Origin of the sequence: Mesorhizobium sp. CA16, from assembly GCF_020165175.1 — a bacterium.
GTDB lineage: Bacteria > Pseudomonadota > Alphaproteobacteria > Rhizobiales > Rhizobiaceae > Mesorhizobium.
This window is the reverse complement of the sequence record NZ_JAIUHP010000009.1, coordinates 19,843-44,147: the sequence shown is the minus strand read 5'-3', so window position 1 is coordinate 44,147 and position 24,305 is coordinate 19,843. Positions and strand designations below refer to the sequence as shown.

Sequence of the window (24,305 nt, the reverse complement as noted above, 5' to 3'; positions counted from 1 at the left end):
GATCAAATGAAACCGTTGCAAAATCAGAATGTCGTCGTCATCGGAGGCAGCCGGGGGGTCGGCCGCTCGATCGTGGAAGCAGCGCTTGGCGCGGGAGCGACCGTGCTTGCCGTCGCCCGCGGCGGCGCCGACCTGAAGCAGCTCGCCTGGGAACGCCCAGGCTTGAAAACCCTTAGCGCGGACGCGACGGCGGAAGACGCGCCGCAGGCGGTCTTTGATGCGCTGGCACCCGACGTGCTGGTGGTCTGCGCGGGCGCGCTCGCCCCTTCGGCGCCGATCCAGGAGCAAAGCTGGGAGGCCTTCTCGGCGAACTGGGAGATGGACGTCAAGGCATCATTCCTGTTCTGTCGGGAAGCCCTCAAGGGCCGGCTCAAGCCTGGAACCCGTGTGCTGCTGATCGCCAGCGGCGCCGCCTTCAGCGGCGGTCCGCCGAATTCCGGCGGCTATGCCGGCGCCAAGCGCATGCAGATATTTCTGGCCGGCCATTGCCAAAAGGAATCGGACCGGCTCGGCCTCGGTCTGCGTTTCATGGCGCTTTCGCCGGCCCGCATCATGCCGGGCACCGGGGTCGGCGATCGCGGCATTGAAAGCATCGCGGCCTATATGGGCATCCGCCCGGCCGACTTCCTGGCCAGCATGAGCGACATGCAGACGCCGGCCGATGTCGGACAGGCGGTGATCCAGCTCGCGACGGGCAAGTTGCAGGGCAGCTCCTTCACCGTAAGCGGCAGCGGCCTTGCGGCGGCGGCATGAGGCGCGCAGGATGGCGGCCGAATTCAGCTCCCCGGGGCTTCCCATGACTGACGCTTCCGGCCCTATCGAGCCTTTGGGCCGGCCAGGCCAGCCGGCCCTCGACCGGCTGGCCTTTGAGCGCCTGACCGTCGCCCATCGCCGCGCGCTGAAGCTCCATTGCTATCGGATGATGGGCTCGCTCAACGAGGCGGACGATCTCGTCCAGGAGACGTTCCTAAAGGCGTGGCGCGCGCGGGCGCAATTCGACGGACGCGGCTCAGCGCGCGGCTGGCTCTACGCGATCGCCACGAACAGCTGCCTCAACGCCATCAAGGCACGCTCGTCGGTGCGGCGCATTCTCGAGCAGCCCGGACGGCCGCCCGCCGAAGGAGGTGCGACCGGCGGCCCGACCGCCGAACTCGCCTGGCTGGAGCCGTATCCGGACGCCGAGCTGCCCGACATCGCCGATGACAGGCCCGGCCCGGAAGCGCGCTATGAGGCCCGCGAGGCGGTGCGGCTCGCTTTCGTGGCGGCAATCCAGCTGTTGCCGCCGAGGCAGCGCGCGGCCTTGCTGCTTTGCGATGTGCTCGGATGGTCCGCCATCGAGACCGCGCAATTGTTGGGCGGGTCGACCGACTCGATCAACAGCGCCTTGCAGCGGGCCCGCGCGACGCTGGGCGAACGCTACCCGCAGGGGCGCCCGCCGCAGCGGTCGCGGCCCAACGCGAACGAAGGCGTGCTGCTCGAACGCTACATGCAGGCTTGGCAGGCCGACAATCTCGACGGACTCGTCGAGCTGCTGCGCGAGGACGCCATCTACCACATGCCTCCCTGGCGGGAATGGTACCATGGACATCAGGCGATCGGCGCTTTCCTGGGCAGCGTCTGGGGCAATTTTGCCGGCTATCGCGCGGTGGCTATCGGCGCCAACACCCAGCCGGCAGTGGGCGTCTACGCGCTCGGCCGCCAGAATTCCATGTGGCAGCCGCATTCCCTGCATGTCCTCGAAGCCGCCGGCGACAAGATCGCCTCGCTGACGATTTATGTCCCGCCGCTCGGCCCCGCTTTGTTTCCAGCCTTCGGTCTGCCGCCGGAACCTCGCGGTTAGTTCAGATCTTCTTCCACTCCGCCGCCCGCCGGCGCCATGAGCAGGATGGCGGCGCCCAAGAGGGCGGCAATCAGCGAGCCGGCGAGGATGCCGACCTTCACCGCGTCCTGCAGCGCCGGGTCGCCGGCGAAGGCAAGCAGGCCGATGAACAGGCTCATGGTGAAGCCGATGCCGCAAAGCAGCGAAATGCCCAGCATGTGCAGCCAGCCGGCATTGGCCGGCAGGTCGGCGAGGCCAAACCGGATCGCGAGCGCCGAGGAGCCGAAGACGCCGACCAGCTTGCCGAGCACCAAGCCGGCGGCGACGCCAAGCGTCAGCGGCTCAACCAGTGCTGCAAGGCTCAGGCTGCCGAGCGAGACGCCGGCATTGGCGAAGCCGAAGATCGGGATGACGAGGAAGGGCACCAGCCTGTGCAAGCCGTGTTCCAGCCTATGCAGCGGCGAATGCTCGAGATCGCGGCTGATGCCGGGAGACCGCTCCAGCGGGATGGTGAGCGCCAGCGCCACGCCGGCGAGCGTCGCATGCACGCCCGACTTGAGCACCAGCACCCACAGCAATGCGCCAAGCAAGAGATACGGCCAGAGCTTCATGGCATGCATGCGGTTGAGCACGACGAGCAGTGCGATGACGACGAAGGCGGCGGCCAGATAAGCGAGCGACAGGCCGCTGGTGTAAAACAGCGCGATGATGATGACGGCGCCGAGATCGTCGATGATGGCCAGAGCGGTGAGGAAGACCTTCAGCGACGCGGGCACGCGGCTGCCGAGCAGCGAAAGCACGCCGAGCGCGAAGGCGATGTCGGTGGCGGTGGGGATCGCCCAACCGGAGAGCGCTGCCGCATTGTCGCGGTTGATCAAGACATAGACCAGCGCCGGCACCGCCATGCCGCCGGCGGCGGCGATGCCCGGCAGCACGCGGCGCGGCCAGGTCGAGAGCTGTCCGTCCAGCATCTCACGCTTGATCTCGAGCCCAACCAGCAGGAAGAACACCGCCATCAGCCCGTCATTGATCCAATGCGATACGCTGAGCGGCCCGAGATAGGCGTGCAGGACGGCGGAATAAGTTTCGGCCAAAGGCGAGTTGGCGACGATCAGCGCAAGGGCTGCGGCCATCATCAGCATGATGCCGCCGGCGGCCTCGCCGTCAAGGAATTCACGCAGAATCGATTTCGGCCGCTTATCTTGCATGGTCCCTCCGTCCGTCGCCCCGACCTGACGGCCGGAACCTATAACGTATGATGCGCAGCCCGGCTGGCGAAGCAAGCGTTCGAGTTCACATTGACAGATCGCCTGCTTCGGCAGTTGGCCGAAACGCCCGTCGCTTCGTCATACACGGGCGAAGCAAGGAGCGAAGCGACGCGGCGCAGACCCGAGGATCCATTCCGTTACATCGGAGCGGTGCCAACGGTGCAGAATTCCGCTCCGCTGCGTTCTGCGGCCGGGATCACGGAATGGATCCTAAAGTCTTCGCGACGGAGCTTCGCTCCTGCTTCGCCCTAGGATGACGACACTCGTTTAACGCGGCGCGCGCTTCGCCAGTATCCGCTGCAGGGTCCGGCGGTGCATGTTGAGGCGGCGCGCCGTCTCGGAGACGTTGCGGTCGCACATTTCGTAGACGCGCTGGATGTGCTCCCAGCGCACGCGGTCGGCCGACATCGGGTTTTCCGGGGGCGCCGCACGTTCGCCGGAGGTGCGGGTGAGCGCGGCGAAGACGTCGTCGGCATCTGCGGGCTTGGAAAGATAGTCGACGGCGCCGAGCTTCACGGCGGTCACCGCGGTGGCGATGTTGCCGTAGCCGGTCAGGATGATGGCGCGGGCGTCGTCGCGCTTCTCGCGGATGGCAGCGACGACATCGAGGCCGTTGCCGTCGCCGAGCCGCATGTCGACAACCGCATAGGCCGGCGGATGGGCGCGCGCCTTGGCGACCGCCTCTTCCACGCTCTCCGCCGTCTCGACCACGAACCCCCGTGTCTCCATGGCGCGGGCAAGCCGGGTGAGGAACGGCTTGTCGTCCTCGACGATGAGCAGCGAGGTGTCCTCGCCCTCGACCATAGCGCCAGTCGTTTCGTCTCCGCTCATCTTATCGGCATCCCACTGACCTGAGGCGCGCCGCGCCGAAACCTACCCTGGCGAAGGCCCGTCCGATCCCTGTTTCCGGGCATATCGTCTTCCCCAAGCCGCTGCACAGTTTTAGGCGACATGCCTCACTTTTACGCAGATACAGTCCTGCAAAGGCAATGTCCAATTTTTAGAGCCGGCAACAGAGCTGCCATGCGGTAATTGCAAGGCTTTCTCACCGTTTCGCAATTCCGGACGGAAAGCTGCGGCGAAGTTGCCGAGCCCAACCGCTGCGCACTTTTTCTGGAATTGCGCTAGGCATTGTCGAACATGGTGGCCGAGGCCTGTTCCTGGTTGAGGAAGAGGCCGCGCGGCCAGGAGATCTGCACCACTGCGCCTTCGCCGAGCCCGCTCGAATTGCGGAAATCGATGGTGGCGCCGGAACGCTCCAGCAAGGTCTTGGCGATGAACAGCCCGAGCCCCAGGCCGCCGCCGGCCTCAGTGCCCTGGCGCGTCGACATATAGGGCTCGCCGATGCGGTCGATGATCTCGGCGGGGAATCCCGGCCCGTCGTCGGTGATGGAGAAGATGACCTTCTCATCGTCCCAGCTCCAGCTGACGGTGACGGCGTTGCGGGCGAAATCGACGGCATTCTCGACCAGATTGCCGAGCCCGTAGATGACGCCGGGATTGCGCTGGCCGACCGGCTCGGGACCGATGCGCTCGCCGGGCCGCAGCCGGATCGAGATGCCGAAATCGCGATGCGGCGCCGTCACCTCCTCGACCAGCGAGGTGAGCGGCATGCGCGACAGATGCGCTTCGCCTTCCGAGGAAAGGCTGGTCAGCCGCTTCAGTATCTCGCGGCAACGCTCGCTTTGTGAGCGCAAGAGCTTCACGTCCTCGCCATATTTCGGATCCTTGCCGAGCGCCTTTTCCATCTCCTTGGCGACGACGGTGATGGTGGCCAAGGGCGTGCCCAGCTCGTGCGCGGCCGCCGCCGCCAGCCCGTCCAGCGCCGAAAGGTGCTGCTCGCGCTGCAGCACCAGTTCGGTGGCGGCCAGCGCATTGGCGAGCAGGCGCGCTTCCGCAGCGACGCGGAAGGCATAGATGGCGGTGAAGGCGATCGAGGCAAACACAGCCATCCACATGCCGGCGACATAGATGAAGGGCATCGGCAGCGGCGAGCCCTCATACCAGGGCAGCGGCAAATGGAAGAACACCAGAAGCGTGGCCGCCAGTATGACCAACGCGCCAAGGATGGCCGTGAACCGCAGCGGCAGCGAAGCGGCGGAGATGACGACCGGCACCGACAGCAGCACGCAAAACGGATTGGTCAGGCCGCCCGTCATGTAGAGCAGGCCGGTGAGCTGGACGCCGTCGAAGGTGAGGATCACGAAGGCCGAAAGCGGGGTGAGCCGATGCGCCGCCGGATAGCGGAAGGTGAGCCACAGATTCATCCAGGCCGAGCAGGCGATCAGCGCAAAGCACATCGACACCGGAAGCGGGAATTTCAGGCCATAGGCGACGACCAGCACGGTCAGGCTCTGCCCGACAATCGCCAGCCAGCGCAGACGGATCAGCGTGTTGAGCCGCAGCCGCTGGCTTTGCTGGGAATCGGGCGCGCGCAGGATGTTGGTCATTGCCAAGGATTACAGCCGCAGGAGCGGAAACGATAGAGCATCGTCTTTGCCTGATGCATGTCGTTGTCCCAAAACCGCTGCGCACTTTTGGGCGACATGCATTACGTCCCACGCGGCTTGGCGCGGCTGGTGGCGGCGGCCAGCAGCGGGTTTTCCGGCCAGATATGCTTTGGATAGCGACCGCGCATGTCGGCGCGCACATCCGCCCAGGAGCCACGCCAGAAGCCGGGAAGATCGCGCGTCGTCTGGATCGGGCGGTGTGCCGGCGACAGCAATTCGAGCGTCAGCGGAACGGTTCCGTTTGCGATCGCCGGATGACGGTCGAGGCCGAACAGTTCCTGCACGCGGATCGAAAGCACCGGCCACTCGCCGTCATAGCGGATCGGCACGTGACTGCCGGACGGTGCGTCGAAATGGGTCGGCGCCAGCGCGTCGACCTTGCGCTGCAGGTCGTGCGGGACCAGCGCCATCAGCGCCGACGACAAAGTCGCCGGCTTGATGGCTGCGAAAGAGGCATCGCCGGAGAGAAACGGCAGGAGCCAGTCGTCGAGGCTTTCGATAAGCGCTTCGTCCGAAATGTCGGGCCAAGGCGCGCCAAGGCCGCGATGCAGCCAGCCGAGCCGTTGGCGGAGCGCCTCCGCCTCCTTCCCCCAATCGAGCAGCGACAGGCCGTGCTGGCGCAAGGCATCGAGGATGGCCTGATCGGCGTCGGCGCCGGACGGCGCGGGCAACATGCGCTCGGAAAGCGTGATGGCGCCGATCCTGGCGGTCTCGCGCATGCGCACGGCGCGGCGCTCGCGGTCGAAGCTCGCCTCGCGCTTCGTCTCGATGCGGTCGGCAAGGGCGGCGCGGATATCGGCTTCATCGACCGGGGCGGCGGCGGTGATGCGGGCGTTCTGCGCCTTGCCCTGCACGTCGGCGACGACGAGCCAGGTTTCATTGGCAAGCGGATCGGCGGCATCGACCATGGCGCCGGAGCCATTGGCGAGCACGAAGCGGCCGCGCTCACCGCGCGCCCTTGCCACGCGATCCGGCCAGGCATGAATGAGGAGCGAGCCGGCGTTGGCCGTCTCGCCGCCCTGCCCGCCGCCGGCCTGCCTGGCCAAACGCTCGGCGAGCTGCCTGGCGGCGTTGGCGCGAGGGGATTTCTCGCCGCGCAACCGGATCAGACGCCGCTCCAGGTCGGCGCTGTCGCCGCCCAGCCCGCGCTCGGTCAAAAGCACGGCCAGCACGGCCGCTTCCCGCGCATGGCCGCTCTTCGCCGCTTCGGCCACCATATGCGCCAGCCGCACCGGCAGCGCCAGCTTGCGCATGGCGGCGCCCGCCTCGGTCAACCTGCCGGCATCGTCGATGGCATGCAGCGCCTTGAGCAGCACTCCCGCCTCGCTGAGCGCCGGGGCCGGCGGCGGATCGAGGAAGGACAGGCTCGACGGATCGGCGACACCGAAGGCGGCGCAGTCCAGCAGCAATCCGGACAGGTCGGCCTCGAGGATTTCGGGCGGCGTGAAGGCGGGAAGCGACGCGGTCTGCTCGGCCCGCCACAGGCGCACCGCCACGCCGGCTTGAGTGCGGCCGGCGCGGCCGGCGCGCTGGTCGGCCGAGGCCTTGCTGACGCGCACGGTTTCCAGGCGGGTCAGACCGCTTGCCGGCTCATAGCGCGGCAGCCGCGACAGGCCGGAATCGATGACGACGCGCACGCCGTCGATGGTGATCGAGGTCTCGGCGATCGAGGTCGCCAGCACCACCTTGCGGCGGCCGGCCGGCGCCGGCCTGATCGCCGCGTCCTGCGCTCTGTTGTCGAGCTGGCCATAGAGCGGAACGATGTCGGTGTCGGCGGCGACGTTGCCCGCGAGCCGCTCGGCGGTGCGCTCGATCTCGCGCTGTCCGGGCAGGAAGGCAAGCACGCTGCCCGGCTCGCCGGCCAAAGCCGCGCGCACGGCCCTGGCCATGGCGTCCTCAATCGCCGTGCCTGCCGGCCGCTCGTCGTAGCGGATCTCGACCGGATAGGCGCGGCCCTCGCTTTCGATCACCGGCGCCTCCGACAAAAGCTTCGCCACGCGCGCGCCGTCGAGCGTCGCCGACATGACCAGCAGACGCAGGTCCGGCCGCAGCGCGCCCTGCACATCGAGCGCCAGCGCCAGACCGAAATCACCGTCGAGCGAACGCTCGTGGAATTCGTCGAAGATCACCGCCGAGACGCCGGGCAGCTCCGGATCATCGAGGATCATGCGCGAGAGCACGCCTTCGGTGACGACCAGGATCCTTGTCCGCGCCGAGGTGCGGTTCTCCATGCGCATGGCGTAGCCCACCGTGCCGCCGGGCTCCTCGCCCAGCAATTCGGCCATGCGGCGGGCAGCGGCGCGGGCGGCGAGCCGCCGCGGCTCGAGCAGCACGATCCGGCCCTCACCGAGCCAAGGCGCGTCGAGCAGCGCCAGCGGTACCAGCGTCGTTTTGCCGGCGCCCGGCGGCGCCACCAGCACGGCGCTGCTACGCCGCGAGAGCGCTTCGCCGAGCGCCGGCAGCACGGCTGTGACCGGAAGCTCCGGCAAGGGGTTCGTCGTCATTTTGCCCGCATATCAGCGGTCGCGGTCACCGTGCAATGTGTCGGAGCCATGCAGGTCAAAGCCGGGCACGCGTAAACGGGTTCCAGCGCACGGTGCCAAGCCGCACTTCCTCGCGCACCATGGTGAGGAGGCCTGAGGCGCCGACGACTGCAAGGCCGACCAGCGTCATCGCATCGGGATATTCCCGGAAGAACATCGCCCCGAGAATGACCGCCCAGACGATCTGCGAATAATGCGTCGGGGCAATGCGATTGGCCGGGGCGTATTTGGCCGCCAGGAGATGCAGCAATTGGCCGCCGGCGGTGAACAGGCCGCCCAGCACCAGCCAGCCCAATTGCCACAGATTGGGGAGCGTAAATGACGTCGCGACTGCACCGACCCCGTTGAAGAGCAGCCCATAGCCGATCAGCGAGCCCAGCATGGTCGTGCGCTTTTCCTGCTGGGCAAGCGAGCGCATCAGGATGACGATGGTTGCCGCGACGAAGGCATTGGCGAAGGCGGCGAGATGGCCAAGATGCAATTCGCGGAAGCCCGGCCTCACCACCAGCATGACACCGGCGAAGCCAGCGACCACGGCAAGCCACCGCCAGGGGCCGACCTCCTCCTTCAGGATGACGGTCGAAAGCACGGTGACGAGCAACGGGGCCAGGAAGAGCAGCGCGTAAACCTCCGCCAGCGGAATGGTGGTGAAGGCATAGACGCTGAGCACGCCCGAGGCGATGCCGGCCCAAGCGCGCGCCTGCACGGCCCAGGGCCGCCCGGTGCGCCAGAAATCGCGCCAGCGCTCCTCCTTCGGCCGGGTGAAGAAGAGGAAACAGCCGGCAAACAAGGTCATGAAAAAGCCGATCTCGAAGACGGTGAACTGCCCGCCCAGACCCTTGATGACGGCGTCGCTGAACGAATAGTTTGCGTAAGCGAGAAGGGCGAGCAGGATTCCGTTCGGCACGATTCCAATTCCGGGAGAAAGACGTGAAGATACTGGCGCTGGGGGCACATCCCGACGATATCGAGATATTCATGTTCGGTACGCTGGCCGCCTATGCCGCGCAAGACGCAGAACTGACTTTCGCCATAGCCACGGACGGCGCCAGGGGCGGCATGGGCGACCCCAAGGCGCTTGCCCGCTTGCGGCGCAAGGAAGCGACCACGGCGGCAGGCCTGCTCGGTGTCAAGCCGCGCTTCCTCGACTTTCCCGACGGGGAGCTCGTCGCCGATGCCGCGTTGATTGCCGCGCTGAAAGCGCTGATCGGCGAGGTGAAGCCCGACCTCGCCATCACCCATGCGCCCTCCGATTATCATGGCGACCACCGCGCCTTGTCCGACGGCGTACGGCTCGCCGCATCCTTCGCGGTGCCGGTGCTGCATGCCGATACGCTCGGCGGCACCGGCTTTTCGCCGACGCATTATGTCGAGATCTCGCATCATTGGGACATCAAGGCGAAAGCGATCCTCGCGCACCAGTCGCAAGGTCCGGAGCACTATGTGCACAGGGCGCGCCTCCAGAACGAGTTTCGCGCCGGACAGTGCAACGGCGCACCCGGCGCGCTGGCCGAGGCTTTCCGCTTCGAGCCGACCTTCCCCTTCGCCGACATACGCGCGCTCCTGCCGCCGGCGCCGCCGATCCGGCCGGTGTGACGACAGGTCCGGGCCCCGCCAACGCGGCCAGCTGACGTCAGCAGCACCCAGGTCCGGCGATCATTTCCCAATGATTTCAATGAGGCATTTCGCCATGCTGCGGCGCAGCAACGAATTCGCTTGCGTTGTTTAGTAAAAAGCGCATCACTAAACAAATTACTAAACATCGGGCGACGCATTCGCCCGCCGTGTTTGGGCCCTCGGAGGAGCGAGGGTTGAGGGCTCTTGAAACCGTCATCCGGACGCGTTTCGCAAATGGGAGGTAAGGCATGAAATCGACCTTGAAACTGGCGTTGGGACTGGCCTCGGCGATCTTTGCGTCGACAGCCGTCTCGAACGTCGCGCATGCGGAAGACCTGACGCTGTGCTGGGCGGCATGGGATCCGGCCAACGCGCTCGTGGAACTGTCCAAGGACTTCACCAAGGAAACCGGCATCGGCATGAAATTCGAATTCGTGCCATGGACCAATTACGCCGACCGCTTCCTCAACGAGCTCAACTCGCACGGCAAGCTCTGCGACCTGATCATCGGTGACAGCCAGTGGATCGGCGGCGCCGCCGAGAACGGCCACTACGTCAAGCTGAATGACTTCTTCGACAAGGAGAAGATCAGCATGGACGACTTCGTGCCGGCGACCGTGGTCGGCTATTCCGAATGGCCGAAGAACACGCCGAACTACTGGGCGCTGCCGGCCATGGGCGACGTCGTCGGCTGGACCTATCGCAAGGACTGGTTCTCGCGGCCCGAGTTGCAGAAGGAATTCAAGGAGAAGTATGGCTGGGATCTCGCCCCGCCGACCACCTTCGACCAGCTGAAGCAGATCGCCGAATTCTTCCAGAAGCGGCAGATCGACGGCAAGACCGTCTATGGCGCCTCCATCTACACCGAGCGCGGCTCGGAAGGCATCACCATGGGTGCCATGGACGTGCTCTACAGCTACGGCTTCCAATATGAGAACCCGAAGAAGCCCTACGAGATGGAAGGCTTCGTCAACTCCGAGAAGTCGGTGAAGGGGCTGGAATTCTACAAGGCGCTCTACGACTGCTGCACACCGCCCGGCGCCTCAAACAGCTACATGGGCGAAGGTGTCGACGCCTTCAAATCCGGCCAGGTGGCGATGCACATGAACTTCGCCTTCACCTGGCCCGGTCTGCAGAAGGACGAGAATGTCGGCGGCGACAAGATCGGTTACTTCGTCAATCCGAAGGGTCCCGACGGCGACCAGTTCGCGCAGCTCGGCGGCCAGGGCATTTCGGTGGTCTCCTATTCCGACAAGCAGGAATCGGCGCTGAAATACATCAAATGGTTCGCCAATAAGGATGTGCAGGCCAAGTGGTGGTCGCTCGGCGGCTATTCCTGCCTGAACTCCGTGGTCAAGGACCCGAAGTTCCCGTCCAGCCAGCCCTATGCGCAGGCCTTCCTCGACTCGATGGCAATCGTGAAGGACTTCTGGGCGGAACCCAGCTACGCGCCGCTGCTGCAGGCCTCGCAGAAGCGCTTCCATGACTATGTCGTGGCCGGCCAGGGCTCGCCCAAGGACGCGCTCAATGGGCTGGTCAAGGACTGGACGCAGGTCTTCCAGGACGACGGCAAGATGTAAGCTCCTCCCGAGCTTGATCCACGCGTCCCGTGCCGCCCTTGGCACGGGACGCAGTTCAGATAAATTCCACAGTCGAGACTTACCCGTGACCGAAGCAGGACTTACCATGCTCGATCGGACTGCGGACAACGTCGCCCGGGCAACACCGGAACCGTTGGCCAAGAAGATCCGGGGCATCAGCGACAAGGGCCTCGCCTGGCTGTTCATCTCGCCGACGATCCTTTTGCTGTTGGCCATCAACATCTTCCCGCTGTTCTGGGCGATCTATCTCTCCTTCACCAATTTCCGCGCCAACCGGCCGAACGAGGTGGTGAAGAATCTGGGGCTCGCCAATTACCGACGCATCCTCGGCGACCAGGACATCTGGATCGCAATGCAGACGACGGCGCATTTCGTGTTCTGGACGATCCTTCTACAGACGGTGATCGGCTTCACGCTGGCCTGGCTGATCGACCGAAAATTCCGCGGCCACGCCTTCTGGACCACCATCATCCTGGTGCCGATGATGTTGTCGCCGGCGGTGGTCGGCAATTTCTGGCGCTTCCTCTACGAGCCGCAGATCGGGCTGTTTTCCTACGTCGTCTCATTCGTCACCGGCATTCCGCCGACGAATGTGCAGATGCTGTCCAATGTCGAGCTGGCGCCGTGGGCGATCATCATCGTCGACACCTGGATGTGGACGCCTTACGTGATGCTGATCTGCCTCGCCGGCCTGCGCTCCATCCCCGAATACATCTATGAGGCGGCCGAGGTCGACCGCGCCTCCAACTGGCGGCAGTTCTGGTCGATCACGCTGCCGATGGCGCTGCCCTTCATCATGCTGGCGGTGCTGTTTCGCGGCATCGAGAATTTCAAGATGTTCGACATGGTCAACCTGCTGACCGGTGGCGGACCTGGCTCGACCACGGAAGTCGCCTCGATCACGCTGAAGCGGCAGGCCTTCGAGAGCTGGCGCACCGGCTATTCCTCGGCCTTCGCCATCATCCTGTTCGTCGCCGTGTTCGGGCTGGCCAACATCTACGTCAAGGCGCTCAACAAGGTGAAGCAGAGATGAGCCTGACCACCGCCCATTCCGTCGTAGCACCCTCGTCGAACGCGAAGCTGGTCGCCGGCACGATCATCATAGCCTATGCGCTGATCTCGATCGTGCCGCTGCTGTGGATCTTCGCCACCAGCTTCAAGACGCCGCCGGATTCGATCGCCTATCCGCCGAAGATCGTCTTCCAGCCGAGCATCGAGGGCTATTGCAACCTCTTCACCACACGCACAAGGCAGACGCCGGACTACATCAACTCGCTCGGACCGGCGACCGGCTTCTGCGACGAGACCGTGCGCAAGCGCAACATGGTGATCGCCGGGCCGTCGAACTTCCTGCCGCGCTTCGTCAATTCGCTGATCATCGCCTTCGGCTCGACCTTCTGCGCGGTGTTCCTCGGCACGCTCTCGGCCTATGGCTTCTCGCGCTTCAAGGTGCCTCTGGCCGACGACCTTTTGTTCTTCATCCTGTCGACGCGTTTCATGCCGCCGATCGCGGTGGCGATCCCGATCTACCTTATGTATCGCGAGCTCGGCCTCTCCGACACCGCGCTCGGCATGATCCTGCTCTACACCGCGGTCAATGTCTCGCTGGCTGTGTGGCTGCTCAAGGGCTTCATCGACGAGATCCCGCGCGAATATGAAGAGGCCGCGATGATCGACGGCTATACGCGGCTGCAGGCCTTCTGGCGCACTGTGCTGCCGCAGGCGACGACCGGCATCGCCGCGACCGCCATCTTCTGCCTGATCTTTGCCTGGAACGAATATGCGTTCGCAGCGCTGCTCACTTCCGGCACCGCGCAGACCGCGCCGCCCTTCATCCCGACCATCATCGGCGAAGGCGGCCAGGACTGGCCGGCAGTGGCGGCGGGCACGACCATCTTCCTGGTACCGATCCTCGTCTTCACCATCCTGCTGCGCAAGCAGTTGCTGCGCGGCATCACCTTCGGCGCGGTGCGCAAATGACTAGTGTGGGAATAAGTCGACCCCCACTCCGTCGAGCTTCGCTCGACACCTCTCCCCCGATCGACGGGGTAGAGGAAGGGCGCGAACTTCATTCAGCTAGGCTCCCTTCCTCTCCCTCCGGAGGGGGGAGAGGTGGCGCTGCGAAGCAGCGACGGAGTGGGGGAACCACTTGGCAACCATCTCTCCCGTTGAACGAGAAGAAAGGGAGGAACGCATGAACCGCTCTGTTGCCTCCAAACGCTCCTCTTGGCCCGTCTGGGCAAGGCGCGGCCTGATGGAAAACATCGCGACCGCGATCATCGCGATCGGCTTCCTGATGCTGTTCCAGCCCTTCGCGCTGTCTCTCTATACCTATTCCTTCGTCACCATGCTTGCCGGCACGGTGATGTTCATCATCGTCTCGAAATTCCCGGAATAACGATGGCCGAGATCCGTGTTCAGAATCTGAGGAAGGCCTTCGGCGCATTCGTCGCCGTGCAGGATTCCAATTTCGTCGTCGAGGACGGCGAGTTCTTCGTCATGCTCGGCCCGTCCGGCTGCGGCAAGACGACGACGCTGCGGATGATCGCCGGGCTTGAACTGCCGACCGGCGGCAAGATCCTGCTCGGCGGCGAGGACGTCACCATGCGCCGGGCGCGCGAGCGCGACATCGCCTTCGTCTTCCAGCTCTTCGCGCTCTACCCGCACATGAATGTGCGCAAAAATATAGGCTTCCCGCTGCTGGCGCAGGGCATGCCCTCGGCCGAAATTCGAAGCCGCGTCGAGGAGACAGCAAAGCTGCTGCGCATCGACCATCTGCTCGAGAAGTCCGTCTCCGGCCTTGCCGGCGGCGACCGGCAGCGCGTCGCGCTCGGCCGCGCCATCGTGCGGCGGCCGAAATGTTTTCTCATGGACGAGCCGCTCGGCACGCTCGATACCGAGTTTCGCGATCTGATGGTGCATGAGCTGCGCGAGCTGCACAACCGCATCCATGCCACGACGGTCTATGTCACGCATGACCAGATGGAAGCGATGTCGATGGCCGACAAGATAGCGGTGATGAATCACGGCGTCATCGAGCAGTTCGGCACGCCGCGCGAAATCTACGACCGGCCGGCGACCATGTTCGTCGCCGATTTCATCGGCTCGCCGCCGATGAATTTCCTGAAATTCGGCGGCGGGCTCGCCAGGGGCGCGAAGGAGATCGTCGTGCAGGGCGCCAAGGTCGCGGTGCCGGAGGTACGCGAGGATGTGGCACCCGCCGACATGGCGCTCGGCATCCGGCCCGAGCACATCCGCTTCGACGATGACTCGAAGCTGCGCGGCGCGATCTACGGCACCGAATATCTCGGCACCACGCAGATCGTCGCCGTCGAGACGGCCGACGGCATCATCAAGGCGCGCGTGCCGGCCGGCATCCATCTCAGCCCCGGCGAACAGGTCGGGCTGGCGCTGAACGGTGCGAGGCTGTCGCTATTCGAGAAGGGCTCCGGCCGCGCGGTCAGGACCGCCATGCATGATCAGGCAGCGGAGGCGCGCCATGGCTGACGTTCACATCCAGGGCGTGACCAAGAGCTTTGGCGACACCGTCGCGATCGAAGATCTCGACCTCGCGATCAAGGACGGCGAATTCGTCGTGCTGCTCGGGCCGACCGGCGCCGGCAAGACGACGACGCTGAGGCTGATCGCCGGACTGGAACGGCCGGACAGCGGCACGATCCACATCGGCGGCCATGACGCGACGGCGCTGTCGCCGGCCGAACGCGACACCGCCTTCGTCTTCCAGCAATATTCGCTTTATCCGCATCTTTCGGTGTTCGACAATCTCGCCTTCCCGCTGCGCTCGCCGGCGCGGCGGTTTCCGGAAGAGGCGGTGCGCCGCCGTGTCGAGGAGGTCGCACGCATGGTGCGCATCGACCACAAGCTCGACAACCGCTCGACGAAACTGTCCGGCGGCGAGATGCAGCGCGTCGCCATCGGCCGCGCCCTGGTGCGCAAGCCTGCGATCTACCTGATGGACGAGCCGCTGTCCTCGCTCGACGCCAAGCTGCGCGCCGATCTCCGGCTCGAGCTGAAGCGCATCCAGTCCGAGCTCGGCGCCACCATGCTCTATGTCACACACGACCAGATCGAGGCGATGACCATGGCCGACCGCATCGGCATCCTCGCCGACGGCATGCTGGTGCAGATCGGCACGCCGCGCGCGATCTATTCTGAGCCGGCAAATCTTCATGTCGCGGCGCGCCTCGGCCAGCCGGCTATCAACCTTCTGCCGGCCGGACTGCTGCCTGACGGCGGCGCCCCGACCGGAACGACGACGATCGGCGCCCGAACCGAGCATCTCGCGATCGAGAAGGCGATGAACGGCCATCCCGACGGGGTCGTCGACTGGGTCGAGCATTTGGGCGACCAGAACCACCTGCATGTGACGGTTGGGCCGAAGAAGCTGGTAACGCTCACCGATCCGGACACGCCTTTAGCCAAAGGGGATAAGGTGACGATCCGCTACCTGGCGCCGCTCTATTTCGGCTCGGACGGGCAAAGATTGATGTAGCCGGCTCGCACGACAAATTTGCAAACCGATTGACGACCGCAGATACGGACTGGACGAAATTCATGAAGCACTTTTTCAACCGCAAGGACACGATCGTCACCGAGGCGCTGGACGGCTTCCTCGCCACGGCGGGATCGGGCGCGCTGGCTCGCCTTGACGGCTATCCCGAGATCAAGGTCGTGCTGCGTGCCGAGTGGGACAAGACGAAGGTGGCGATCGTTTCGGGCGGCGGCGCGGGGCATGAACCCTCGCATGCCGGCTTCGTCGGGGCCGGGATGCTGACGGCGGCCGTCTCCGGCGAGATCTTCGCTTCGCCCAGCGTCGAGGCGGTGCTGGCGGCGATCCGCGCGACGACGGGACCGGCCGGCTGCCTGCTGATTGTCAAGAACTACACCGGCGACCGGCTTAATTTCGGACTGGCCGCGGAAAAGGCGCGCGCCGAGGGCCTTGCGGTCGAGATGGTGATCGTCGCCGACGACATCGCGCTTCCGGACATCGCGCAGCCGCGCGGCGTTGCCGGCACGCTGTTCGTGCACAAGATCGCCGGTCACCTGTCGGAAGCCGGCCATGACTTGGCATCGGTTGCCGCAGCGGCGCGCGCGGCGGCTAAGGATATCGTTTCGCTCGGCATCTCGCTTTCCTCCTGCTCGATCCCCGGACAGGCGCACGAGGAGCGCTTCGGCGCCGAAGACGGCGAGCTCGGCCTCGGCATTCATGGCGAGCCGGGCGTCGAGCGCATCGCGCTGCAGAGCGCCAGCTCGCTCGTCGCCATCATGGCCGAACGCCTCGCCGCGCGGCTCGATGCAGGCAGCCGTTATGCCTTGCTGATCAACAATCTCGGCTCGGTGCCGCCGCTCGAAATGTCTTTGATCGCCAACGCCGTCTTGTCCTCGCCGCTGGCGGAGGCCGTGGCGCTGACGATCGGCCCCGGGCATCTGATGACGGCGCTCAACATGAACGGCTTCTCGCTGTCGTTGCTCAAGCTCGACGCGGGACGCGAGGCGGCGCTGCTGGCGCCGGTCGGCCCGCATGCCTGGCTGCCCGCGAAGCCGGTTCGTCAGCCGGTCGTTATCGCGATGGCCAAGCCTGCCATCGGCACAGCCACAAAGCCCGCCAGCCGCGATGTGGCCGCCGAGCGGCTGATCAGAGCTGCCTGCCAAAAGCTGATCGCGCTCGAAGAGCCGCTCAACGGGCTCGACGCGAAGGCAGGCGACGGCGACACCGGCTCAACCGTGGCGACCGGCGCGCGCAGCATTCTCGAGCGCATCGACACGCTGCCGCTCGCCGACAAGGCCGCGACATTTGCCGCAATCGGCGATGCGCTGGGTGCGTCGATGGGCGGCTCCAGCGGCGTGCTGTTGTCGATCTTCTTCACCGCCGCCGCACAGACTTTGCGTTTCGGCGCAACTTTACCCAAGGCCTTGCTCGCCGGGCTCGACCGGATGATCTTCTATGGTGGCGCCAAGGTCGGCGATCGCACCATGGTCGATGCGCTGGAGCCGGCGCTGAAAGCCCTGGACGCAAGCGGGCTGGAAGCAGCGGCAGAAGCAGCGCGGCAAGGCGCCGAGGCAACCGCGGCGATGCAGAAGGCGAAGGCCGGGCGTTCCGCCTATATCGGCAGGCAACTTGACACGGCGGATCCCGGCGCCTTCGCGGTCGCCGAGGTTTTCGCCGCCGTGGCGGCGCTGTTCGCCCCGGCATGAAGGACAGGAAATGGCGCCAGCCGATTTCTCCCGATTGATCGCGGCGGCCGCCGATACGATCGCGGCACATGCCGAGGAATTGACCGCGCTCGACCAGGCGATCGGCGACGGCGATCATGGGCTGAACATGAAGCGCGGTTTCGAGGCCGTGCGCGCCGAAGCGGACGGCTTCGCGGCTAAGCCATTGCCCGAGGCACTGAAGGCGGTCGGCACCAAGCTGGTGATGACTGTGGGCGGCGCCTCCGGGCCCTTGTTCGGCACGCTGTTCATGGCGCTCGGCAAGGAATTGCCGGCAGCACCCGATCGAAGCGGCTTGGCCGCGGCACTCGGCAAGGCGATCGAGGCGGTTGCCGCGCGGGGTAAATCTCAAGTTGGCCAAAAAACCATGCTCGATGTGCTGCAGCCGGTGTATGAGGCACTGACTCAAGGCAAGACGGCAAGCGAAATCGCCGACGCCGCCGATCAGGCGGCTGAAGCCACGGTGCCGATGAAGGCCTTGCGCGGGCGCGCCTCCTTCCTGGGAGAACGCTCGATCGGGCATATGGACGCGGGAGCGCGCTCGACCGCGCTTCTGGTGCGCGCAGTCGCCGAAACTGTCGAGGGCATTTGATGAGCAATGTCGGTATCGTCATCGTGTCGCATTCGCCCCTGGTCGCCGAGGGCACGGCCGATATGGTGCGCCAGATGGTGGGCGACGAAGTGCCGCTTGCATGGTGCGGCGGAAACGGCCATGGCGGCCTCGGCACCAGCGTCGAGGCGATCATGGGCGCGATCGACAAGGCCTGGTCGGACGCGGGCGTCGCCATCCTGGTCGATCTCGGCGGCGCCGAGACCAACTCGGAGATGGCGGTCGAAATGATCGGCGAGCCGCGCTCCCACAGAATAGTCGTCTGCAACGCGCCGATCGTCGAGGGCGCGGTGATGGCGGCAACCGAATCCTCCGGCGGCGCCTCGCTCAAGGAAGTGGTGGCGACGGCGCATGAATTGTCGCCGTCGTGAACGAACGGGAACCGACTGAATGTCCGCATCCGCCGAAGCAACGGTCCTGATAACCCACGCGGTGGGACTGCACGCGCGCCCTTCGGTGAAGTTCACCAAGCTTGCCAAGTCGTTCGCGGCCGAGGTGGAAGTGGCGGTGGCGGCAAACGGTCCTTGGTTCGACGCCAAGAGCATCGTCAAGGTGATGGCGGCCAAGGCGCCGAAAGGGACCATGCTGCATATCCGCGCCAAGGGCGATGGCGCGACCCAGGCGGTGAAAGCACTGGTCGACCTGGTGCAGCGTGACTTCGACGAGGACGCGGATCATGCCCGGTCCGCTTGAGACCGATCTGAATGTCGCCAGGCCCGCAAGGAATGCGAGCCATGCGGGTTGAGGGTATCCCCGCCTCACCCGGCTACGCCGAAGGCCCGCTGTTCGACCTCGACCAGCCTCCGGCCAGCTACAAGGCCAAGGCGAGTGCCGAGGAAGAACAAGCCGCATTGGTGAGCGCAATCGGCAAGGCCGTCGGCCGGCTGGCGGCGTTGATCGAAACTGCCAATGGCGACGCCGCCGGCATTCTCGAATTCCACATCGCCATGCTGGAGGACGACGCGCTGAGCGGACCGGCCTTGGCGGCGATCGGCTCCGGACAGCCGGCGGACGCCGCCTGGCGCGCGGCGCTGGACAGCGAGATCGCCGGCTACGAAGCGTCGGACCAGGACTATTTCCGCGCCCGCGCCGCGGATTTGCGCGACATCCGCGACCAGGTGCTGCGGGCGTTGAGCGAGGACAGCGAGGCCGCGACGCCCCCGGGCGCGATCCTTTATGGCGACGACATCGCGCCGACGCGCTTCCTCGAAACCGATTGGAGCATAGGTGGCGGCATCGCGCTCAAGCGCGGCAGCACCGCCAGCCATGTCGCTATGCTGGCGCGCTCGCGCGGCGTGCCGATGGTCGTCGGTCTCGGCGACGAGGCTGAAACGCCCACCGGTGTCGCGCTGCTCGATGCCGAACGCGGCGGAATCATCTTTTCGCCTTCGCCGGCCGAGATCGAAACCTTCCGGCGGTCCGCCTCCACCTTCGCCGACCGCCAGGGCGCTGCGCGGACGTTCCTGACGGAGCCGGCGGTGACCAAGGCCGGCACCTCCGTGCGCGTCCAGGTCAACATCGCCTACCCTTCCGATGTCGACGGCATCGAAATCGAAAGCTGCGACGGCGTCGGCCTGATGCGCACGGAGTTCCTGTTCGGCAAGACGTTGCCGGATGAGGAGACGCAATATCGTGCGTATCGCAAGGTGCTGGAATGGGCAGGCGACAAGCCGGTGACCATCCGCACCGTCGATGCCGGCGGCGACAAGCCGGTGCCGGGTTTCACCGTCGAGGAAACCAACCCGTTTCTCGGCCTGCGCGGCATAAGGCTTTCGCTCAAGCGGCGCGACATTTTTCGCGTGCAGATACGGGCATTGCTGCGCGCCGCCATCCACGGCAATCTGAAGGTGATGTTTCCGATGATCGCCACGCCCGAGGAGTACAGCCACGCCGCCGCGCTGTTCGCGGAAGAACAAGCCGCGCTTGCCGCGCAGGGCGTCGCGCACCGGCTTCCGCCACTCGGCATCATGGTCGAGGTGCCGTCCGTCGCGCTGACGCCGGAGGATTTCGCCGATGTCGCCTTCTTCTCGATCGGCTCCAACGACCTGACGCAATATGTGATGGCGGCGGCGCGGGACAATGCGGCGGTCGCGCATCTCAACGCCGTCCGCAACCCGGCGGTGCTGCGGCTGATCGCTGCGATCACGGCCTTCGGACGGGAGAGAGATATTCCGGTCAGCCTATGCGGCGATGCCGGCGGCGATCCGGCAGCCATCCCGGCCCTGCTCGCGGCGGGCCTGCGCGACCTGTCGGTCGCGCCGGCGCAACTCGCCATGGCCAAGGCGGCCATCGCGGACGTTCTAGTGTAGACGCGGCATGGCCAGGACCGAGAAGATATTGGAAACAGGCTCGGAGGAGGCGATCCGCGCCTACAAGACGATCCTGTCGCAGGTGATCGACCAGCGTCCGTCGGGCATGCGCCAGCGTCTTGCCGACGCGCTCGGCAAGCACCGCAGCTTCGTCACCCAGATTTCCAGTCCGGCGTATTCGATCCCGATCCCGTCAAAGCATCTGCCGTCGATCTTTTCGGTCTGCCATTTCAGCCAGGCCGAGCGCGACCAGTTCATGGCCGCCTATCACCAGGCGCATCCCGGCAAGGCGCCCGCGGCCTCCGGGCCGCGCAAGACACGCCATGTCTCGCTCATCGTGCCGGATTTCGGCGACGACAGGCAGAACGCCGCGCTCGACCGGGCGATCAACGAATTTATCCAGAAAATAACCAGCATCGCCGGCAAGGGCAGCGGCTGAGCAAGAGCAATTCCAGGAAAAGTGTCCAGCGGTTTTTCCGTTCGGAATTGCGTAAACTAAGACGTCGGGAGGACTGCCATGAAGAAATTCATCAACTCGGTGGACACGGTCCTGACCGAAAGCCTCGACGGTTTCGCGGCCGCTCATGCCGACATACTCGTGCTTGGCGACGACCACAAATTCATCCGCCGCAGGGCGTTGAAGCCAGGCAAGGTGGCGCTGATCTCGGGTGGCGGATCCGGCCACGAGCCGCTGCATGGCGGCTTTGTCGGCCACGGCATGCTGGACGCCGCCTGCCCCGGCCAGGTCTTCACCTCGCCCACGCCCGACCAGATGCTCGCGGCCGTCCAGGACGTCGACACCGGCGCCGGCTGCCTGTTCATCGTCAAGAACTACGAAGGCGATGTGATGAATTTCGACATGGCGGCCGAGATGGCGGACCGCGTGCTGCAGGTGGTGACCAATGACGACGTCGCGGTCGAGAACTCGTCCTACACGACCGGACGGCGCGGCGTCGCCGGCACGCTGGTGGTGGAAAAGATCGTCGGCGCCGCCGCCGAGCAAGGCATGCCGCTGCCCGACCTCAAGGCGCTGGGCGACCGCGTCAACGCCGCGACGCGCTCGATGGGCGTGGCGCTGACCAGCGGCACGGTGCCCGCCGCCGGCAAGCCGACCTTCGCGATAGGCGACGGCGAGATGGAATTCGGTGTCGGCATTCATGGCGAGCCCGGCCGGCGGCGCGACACGCTGAAGAGTGCCGACGCCATCGCCGAGGAGGTTTGCGCAGCGATTGCCGGCGACTTCGGCGATCGCGCCAAAGGGCCGGCACTGCTGTTCGTCAACGGCTTCGGCGGCACGCCGTCGATGGAACTTTATCTGATGTACAACAGTGCCCGCAGAATGTTCGAAAGGCAGGGCGTGACGGTGGTCCGCTCGCTGGTCGGGTCCTATGTGACGTCGCTCGACATGGCGGGATGCTCGATCACGCTGACCATGCTGGACGACGAAACGTCAGCACTTTGGGACGCGCCGGTACACACAGCAGCGCTGCGCTGGGGGATGTAGCCGGCTTCAGCCAAAACCGAAGCCCGACGCCTCAAAGCGTCTTTGACGCCACGGCCACCACGCTGGAGAGTTTTCCAGCCTTGCGCAGCAAAGGCGCCTCATATTTCTTCTTCGTCATTTCCAACACCCTCCGGATCAATCCACAGAATGGACGATCCGCGCGGAAAGTCAAACTCACAAGCCGGCTTTGCCGCCGCGCACTGGTTTCCAGTGTGCTTTTCTGTAAGCATGGGCTTGTTGCTATCATTCGAACGCCGTCCGGGTTAATGCTGCCTTCTCTTGCGCCTGCCGATGAAAAACTGCTGCTGACCTTCGCCGACCCAGAGGCATCGGCCGCCATTGGCGATGGCCTTGCGGCAGCAACCCTGCTGGCGCTGCTCGCCAACGCTGAGTTCCACGGCGTGCTGCCGATCATGCTGCGCAAACTCAGGGAGATCGGTGACGCCCGACTGCCGCAGGACGCAACCCTGCAGCGGAGACTGTCGGAGTTGCGCGACGAGGCGACGATGGCGACCGGCCAATCGATGCTGCTGCAGTACCATGGCGAACGCATCATGAAAGCGCTGGCGGCAAAGGGCGTGCCGGCCCGGATCGTCAAGGGGCCGGTGTTCGCGCGCAAGCTCTATAGTCAGGTTGCAGATCGTCCCTTCACCGACATTGACATTCTCGTCGACCCCGCCAGCATCGAGGCGGCCAACAAGACCATCGGCGAATGCGGCTTCGAGCTCGGCAGCGACGAGGCCAAATCGCACGAGCTGCAGGAATTCAAATGGCTGGAGAAAGAGAACTCCAGCCTGCTGATCGAATTGCATGGCAATCTGGTGCACGACACCGGCATGCGCAGACGCCTGTCGTTTGGCTTCCGCGAGTTGCAGGCGATCGACGGCGGCGAAACCGACACGCCGGCCGCGCTGCTCACCATCGCCATCGTGCATGCCGCCGGCGGCCACAAGTTCCACCGCCTGCAGCTCTGCGTCGACGTGCTGCAGGCGGTGCGGGCGCTGAAATCGTCTCAAGAGGAAGCGCGGCTGCTCGATGCCGCCCGCATGACCGGCATCGAGCTCGAGCTGGCCACAGTCCTCAACGTCACCGGACGCCTGTTCGACGCGCCGCGCGCGATCGAGCTTGCCGACCGCATCAAGCCGGACCTCTCGATACGATTGGCCAAATGGCTGATCACCGGCAACATGCTGCTTCGGGTCAATTCGCGCGAAAAGCTGCGCTCGCGCCTCAGCCGCGATGCCTTCCGCTGGGTGCAGAGGCTGGCGCGGCCGCGACCGTATCCAGTCTGAGCTCGGCATGGAGAACCCGCTCTCGGCCGTATTCATCACCGAGATTTCGTCCGTCACTGCGCCCATGCTTGCGCGCTGGGCAGATAACGGCCATCGCGTTGCTGCCGTGGTCGTGCCGGGCCGACTTGCCGGCAAGCGCTTCAGCTTCAGTGCCCTGCGCCGCCGCCTGCGGCGACGGTTTGCGTTGAGGTCTCATCTCGGCCACGCCATGCCCCCATTGATCGAATTCAGCCCGCCCCATGACTGGGATGCGCTTGGGCCGCGGCTCAGCGCGGCCCGCGCCGATCTTTTGATCTGTTTCGGATACAGCAAACTGATCCCGCAAACCGTGCTGGAGCTGTTTCCGAAGGGCGGCCTCAACCTGCATCCCGCGCTTCTGCCGCACTATCGCGGCCCGCATCCAATGCACCGGCTAATTATCGACCAGATGCATGAAGCCCATGGCGGCGTGACCTTGCACAAGATGACATCCGGCTTCGATGCGGGCGATATCCTGGCGCAGGTTAGCTTTGCAGCAGAGGATTGGCGTTCGGCCGCAACGGTGAACCAAGCCCTGGCCAACGCAATGGCTGTGCTCGCGACGGATGTTGCGCCTGAGTTTTGCAGGGGCAGGCTTGCCGGAATGCCCCAGCCGGATGGGGCCTATGTCTGGGCGCGCATCGAGCGCGGCCCGTTTATCGTCGGCAAACAATTTTCAAGCGAGCATGTCGCGCGGCTATGCCGGATCGTCGGGTCGAGTGTTCCGGTCAGTGTCCTGATCAATGGCAGACCGGTCCGGCTCGCTCAGCCGATCCGCCGCCTGGGACCACCCAGCGGCGAAGCCGCGAAATGCCGACGGGGACTTGTGGAATTCGACTGCGCCGACGCGCGCGTCGTGCATCTGGTCTACAACAAACTGTCCCGGCTGTTCTTGCGTTGGCAGTCAAAACCCCGCCACCGCGGTCGAGAGCAGCCATCCTTCGACATCCGGCGTTTCGGCGCGAAGGACTGAGCACGCG

The 24,305-nt window shown here is 65.4% G+C and carries 23 protein-coding genes; 18 read left to right on the top strand and 5 right to left on the bottom strand.

The features are described 5' to 3' along the window. Positions 1-6: 6 nt before the first annotated feature. Together LB525_RS14465 and LB525_RS14460 are read left to right on the top strand one after the other, a co-directional pair. On the top strand, positions 7-753 hold the full coding sequence (locus LB525_RS14465; protein ID WP_224545113.1) for an SDR family NAD(P)-dependent oxidoreductase: 747 nt from the start codon (positions 7-9) through the stop codon (positions 751-753). A 43-nt stretch (positions 754-796) separates the two neighbouring features. Beyond that, positions 797-1,840, top strand: a complete 1,044-nt coding sequence (locus tag LB525_RS14460) for an RNA polymerase subunit sigma-70 (RefSeq protein WP_224545112.1) — start codon at positions 797-799, stop codon at positions 1,838-1,840. Here the strand turns inward: LB525_RS14460 and nhaA are convergent. The 5 genes from nhaA to LB525_RS14435 all read right to left on the bottom strand — a co-directional run bounded on the left by nhaA (position 1,837) and on the right by LB525_RS14435 (position 9,047). Further along, positions 1,837-3,027 (bottom strand): Na+/H+ antiporter NhaA, encoded by a 1,191-nt coding sequence (gene nhaA, locus LB525_RS14455; RefSeq protein ID WP_224545111.1) that lies wholly within the window; start codon positions 3,025-3,027, stop codon positions 1,837-1,839. The two genes, LB525_RS14460 and nhaA, sit on opposite strands and share 4 nt — an antisense overlap. Positions 3,028-3,354: 327 nt before the next feature. Beyond that, the gene (locus LB525_RS14450; RefSeq protein ID WP_040993706.1) at positions 3,355-3,918 is read right to left on the bottom strand and encodes an ActR/PrrA/RegA family redox response regulator transcription factor; all 564 of its coding nucleotides are present in this window, start codon (positions 3,916-3,918) and stop codon (positions 3,355-3,357) included. Between the two features lie 293 nt (positions 3,919-4,211). Further along, positions 4,212-5,537: an ActS/PrrB/RegB family redox-sensitive histidine kinase gene (locus tag LB525_RS14445; protein WP_176476965.1), complete on the bottom strand. Its 1,326-nt coding sequence runs from the start codon at positions 5,535-5,537 to the stop codon at positions 4,212-4,214. Positions 5,538-5,638: 101 nt separating this feature from the next. Continuing rightward, a complete protein-coding gene (gene hrpB, locus LB525_RS14440; protein WP_224545110.1) occupies positions 5,639-8,101 on the bottom strand; it encodes an ATP-dependent helicase HrpB in 2,463 nt (820 codons plus the stop codon). A gap of 55 nt (positions 8,102-8,156) precedes the next feature. After that, entirely contained in the window at positions 8,157-9,047 is an 891-nt protein-coding gene (locus LB525_RS14435; RefSeq protein WP_095766126.1) for a DMT family transporter, read from the bottom strand. Between the two features lie 23 nt (positions 9,048-9,070). Here LB525_RS14435 and LB525_RS14430 point away from each other — a divergent pair, with 23 nt between their 5' ends. The 16 genes from LB525_RS14430 to LB525_RS14355 all read left to right on the top strand — a co-directional run bounded on the left by LB525_RS14430 (position 9,071) and on the right by LB525_RS14355 (position 24,298). Further along, the gene (locus tag LB525_RS14430; RefSeq protein WP_224545109.1) at positions 9,071-9,736 is read left to right on the top strand and encodes a PIG-L deacetylase family protein; all 666 of its coding nucleotides are present in this window, start codon (positions 9,071-9,073) and stop codon (positions 9,734-9,736) included. A gap of 269 nt (positions 9,737-10,005) precedes the next feature. After that, on the top strand, positions 10,006-11,337 hold the full coding sequence (locus LB525_RS14425) for an ABC transporter substrate-binding protein (protein ID WP_095766128.1): 1,332 nt from the start codon (positions 10,006-10,008) through the stop codon (positions 11,335-11,337). Between the two features lie 106 nt (positions 11,338-11,443). Next, entirely contained in the window at positions 11,444-12,391 is a 948-nt protein-coding gene (locus LB525_RS14420; protein ID WP_140846721.1) for a carbohydrate ABC transporter permease, read from the top strand. Beyond that, positions 12,388-13,338, top strand: coding sequence for a carbohydrate ABC transporter permease (locus LB525_RS14415; protein ID WP_224545108.1), 951 nt, complete (start codon positions 12,388-12,390; stop codon positions 13,336-13,338). Before LB525_RS14420 ends, LB525_RS14415 begins: the two co-directional genes overlap by 4 nt. A gap of 214 nt (positions 13,339-13,552) precedes the next feature. Further along, positions 13,553-13,756, top strand: a complete 204-nt coding sequence (locus tag LB525_RS14410; protein WP_224545107.1) for a hypothetical protein — start codon at positions 13,553-13,555, stop codon at positions 13,754-13,756. Between the two features lie 2 nt (positions 13,757-13,758). Then, entirely contained in the window at positions 13,759-14,865 is a 1,107-nt protein-coding gene (locus LB525_RS14405; RefSeq protein WP_224545106.1) for an ABC transporter ATP-binding protein, read from the top strand. Next, positions 14,858-15,871 (top strand): ABC transporter ATP-binding protein, encoded by a 1,014-nt coding sequence (locus LB525_RS14400; protein ID WP_224545105.1) that lies wholly within the window; start codon positions 14,858-14,860, stop codon positions 15,869-15,871. The genes LB525_RS14405 and LB525_RS14400 overlap by 8 nt, the downstream gene beginning before the upstream one ends. 62 nt (positions 15,872-15,933) lie before the next feature. Further along, a complete protein-coding gene (locus LB525_RS14395) occupies positions 15,934-17,574 on the top strand; it encodes a dihydroxyacetone kinase subunit DhaK (protein WP_224545104.1) in 1,641 nt (546 codons plus the stop codon). Between the two features lie 10 nt (positions 17,575-17,584). After that, positions 17,585-18,184: a dihydroxyacetone kinase subunit DhaL gene (gene dhaL / locus LB525_RS14390; RefSeq protein WP_224545103.1), complete on the top strand. Its 600-nt coding sequence runs from the start codon at positions 17,585-17,587 to the stop codon at positions 18,182-18,184. Further along, positions 18,184-18,573: a dihydroxyacetone kinase phosphoryl donor subunit DhaM gene (gene dhaM, locus LB525_RS14385; protein ID WP_040988688.1), complete on the top strand. Its 390-nt coding sequence runs from the start codon at positions 18,184-18,186 to the stop codon at positions 18,571-18,573. The genes dhaL and dhaM overlap by 1 nt, the downstream gene beginning before the upstream one ends. A gap of 19 nt (positions 18,574-18,592) precedes the next feature. Continuing rightward, the gene (locus tag LB525_RS14380) at positions 18,593-18,895 is read left to right on the top strand and encodes an HPr family phosphocarrier protein (protein WP_095766133.1); all 303 of its coding nucleotides are present in this window, start codon (positions 18,593-18,595) and stop codon (positions 18,893-18,895) included. 41 nt (positions 18,896-18,936) lie between these two features. Beyond that, positions 18,937-20,511: a phosphoenolpyruvate--protein phosphotransferase gene (ptsP, locus tag LB525_RS14375; RefSeq protein ID WP_224545102.1), complete on the top strand. Its 1,575-nt coding sequence runs from the start codon at positions 18,937-18,939 to the stop codon at positions 20,509-20,511. Between the two features lie 7 nt (positions 20,512-20,518). Further along, the gene (locus tag LB525_RS14370; protein ID WP_224545101.1) at positions 20,519-20,950 is read left to right on the top strand and encodes a hypothetical protein; all 432 of its coding nucleotides are present in this window, start codon (positions 20,519-20,521) and stop codon (positions 20,948-20,950) included. Between the two features lie 78 nt (positions 20,951-21,028). After that, a complete protein-coding gene (gene dhaK, locus LB525_RS14365) occupies positions 21,029-22,015 on the top strand; it encodes a dihydroxyacetone kinase subunit DhaK (protein WP_224545100.1) in 987 nt (328 codons plus the stop codon). Between the two features lie 266 nt (positions 22,016-22,281). After that, positions 22,282-23,307 (top strand): nucleotidyltransferase family protein, encoded by a 1,026-nt coding sequence (locus LB525_RS14360; protein WP_224545099.1) that lies wholly within the window; start codon positions 22,282-22,284, stop codon positions 23,305-23,307. A 7-nt stretch (positions 23,308-23,314) separates the two neighbouring features. Continuing rightward, positions 23,315-24,298 carry a formyltransferase family protein gene (locus LB525_RS14355; RefSeq protein WP_224545098.1) on the top strand — a complete coding sequence of 328 codons (984 nt, stop codon included), beginning with the start codon at positions 23,315-23,317 and terminating at the stop codon, positions 24,296-24,298. Positions 24,299-24,305: the final 7 nt, after the last annotated feature.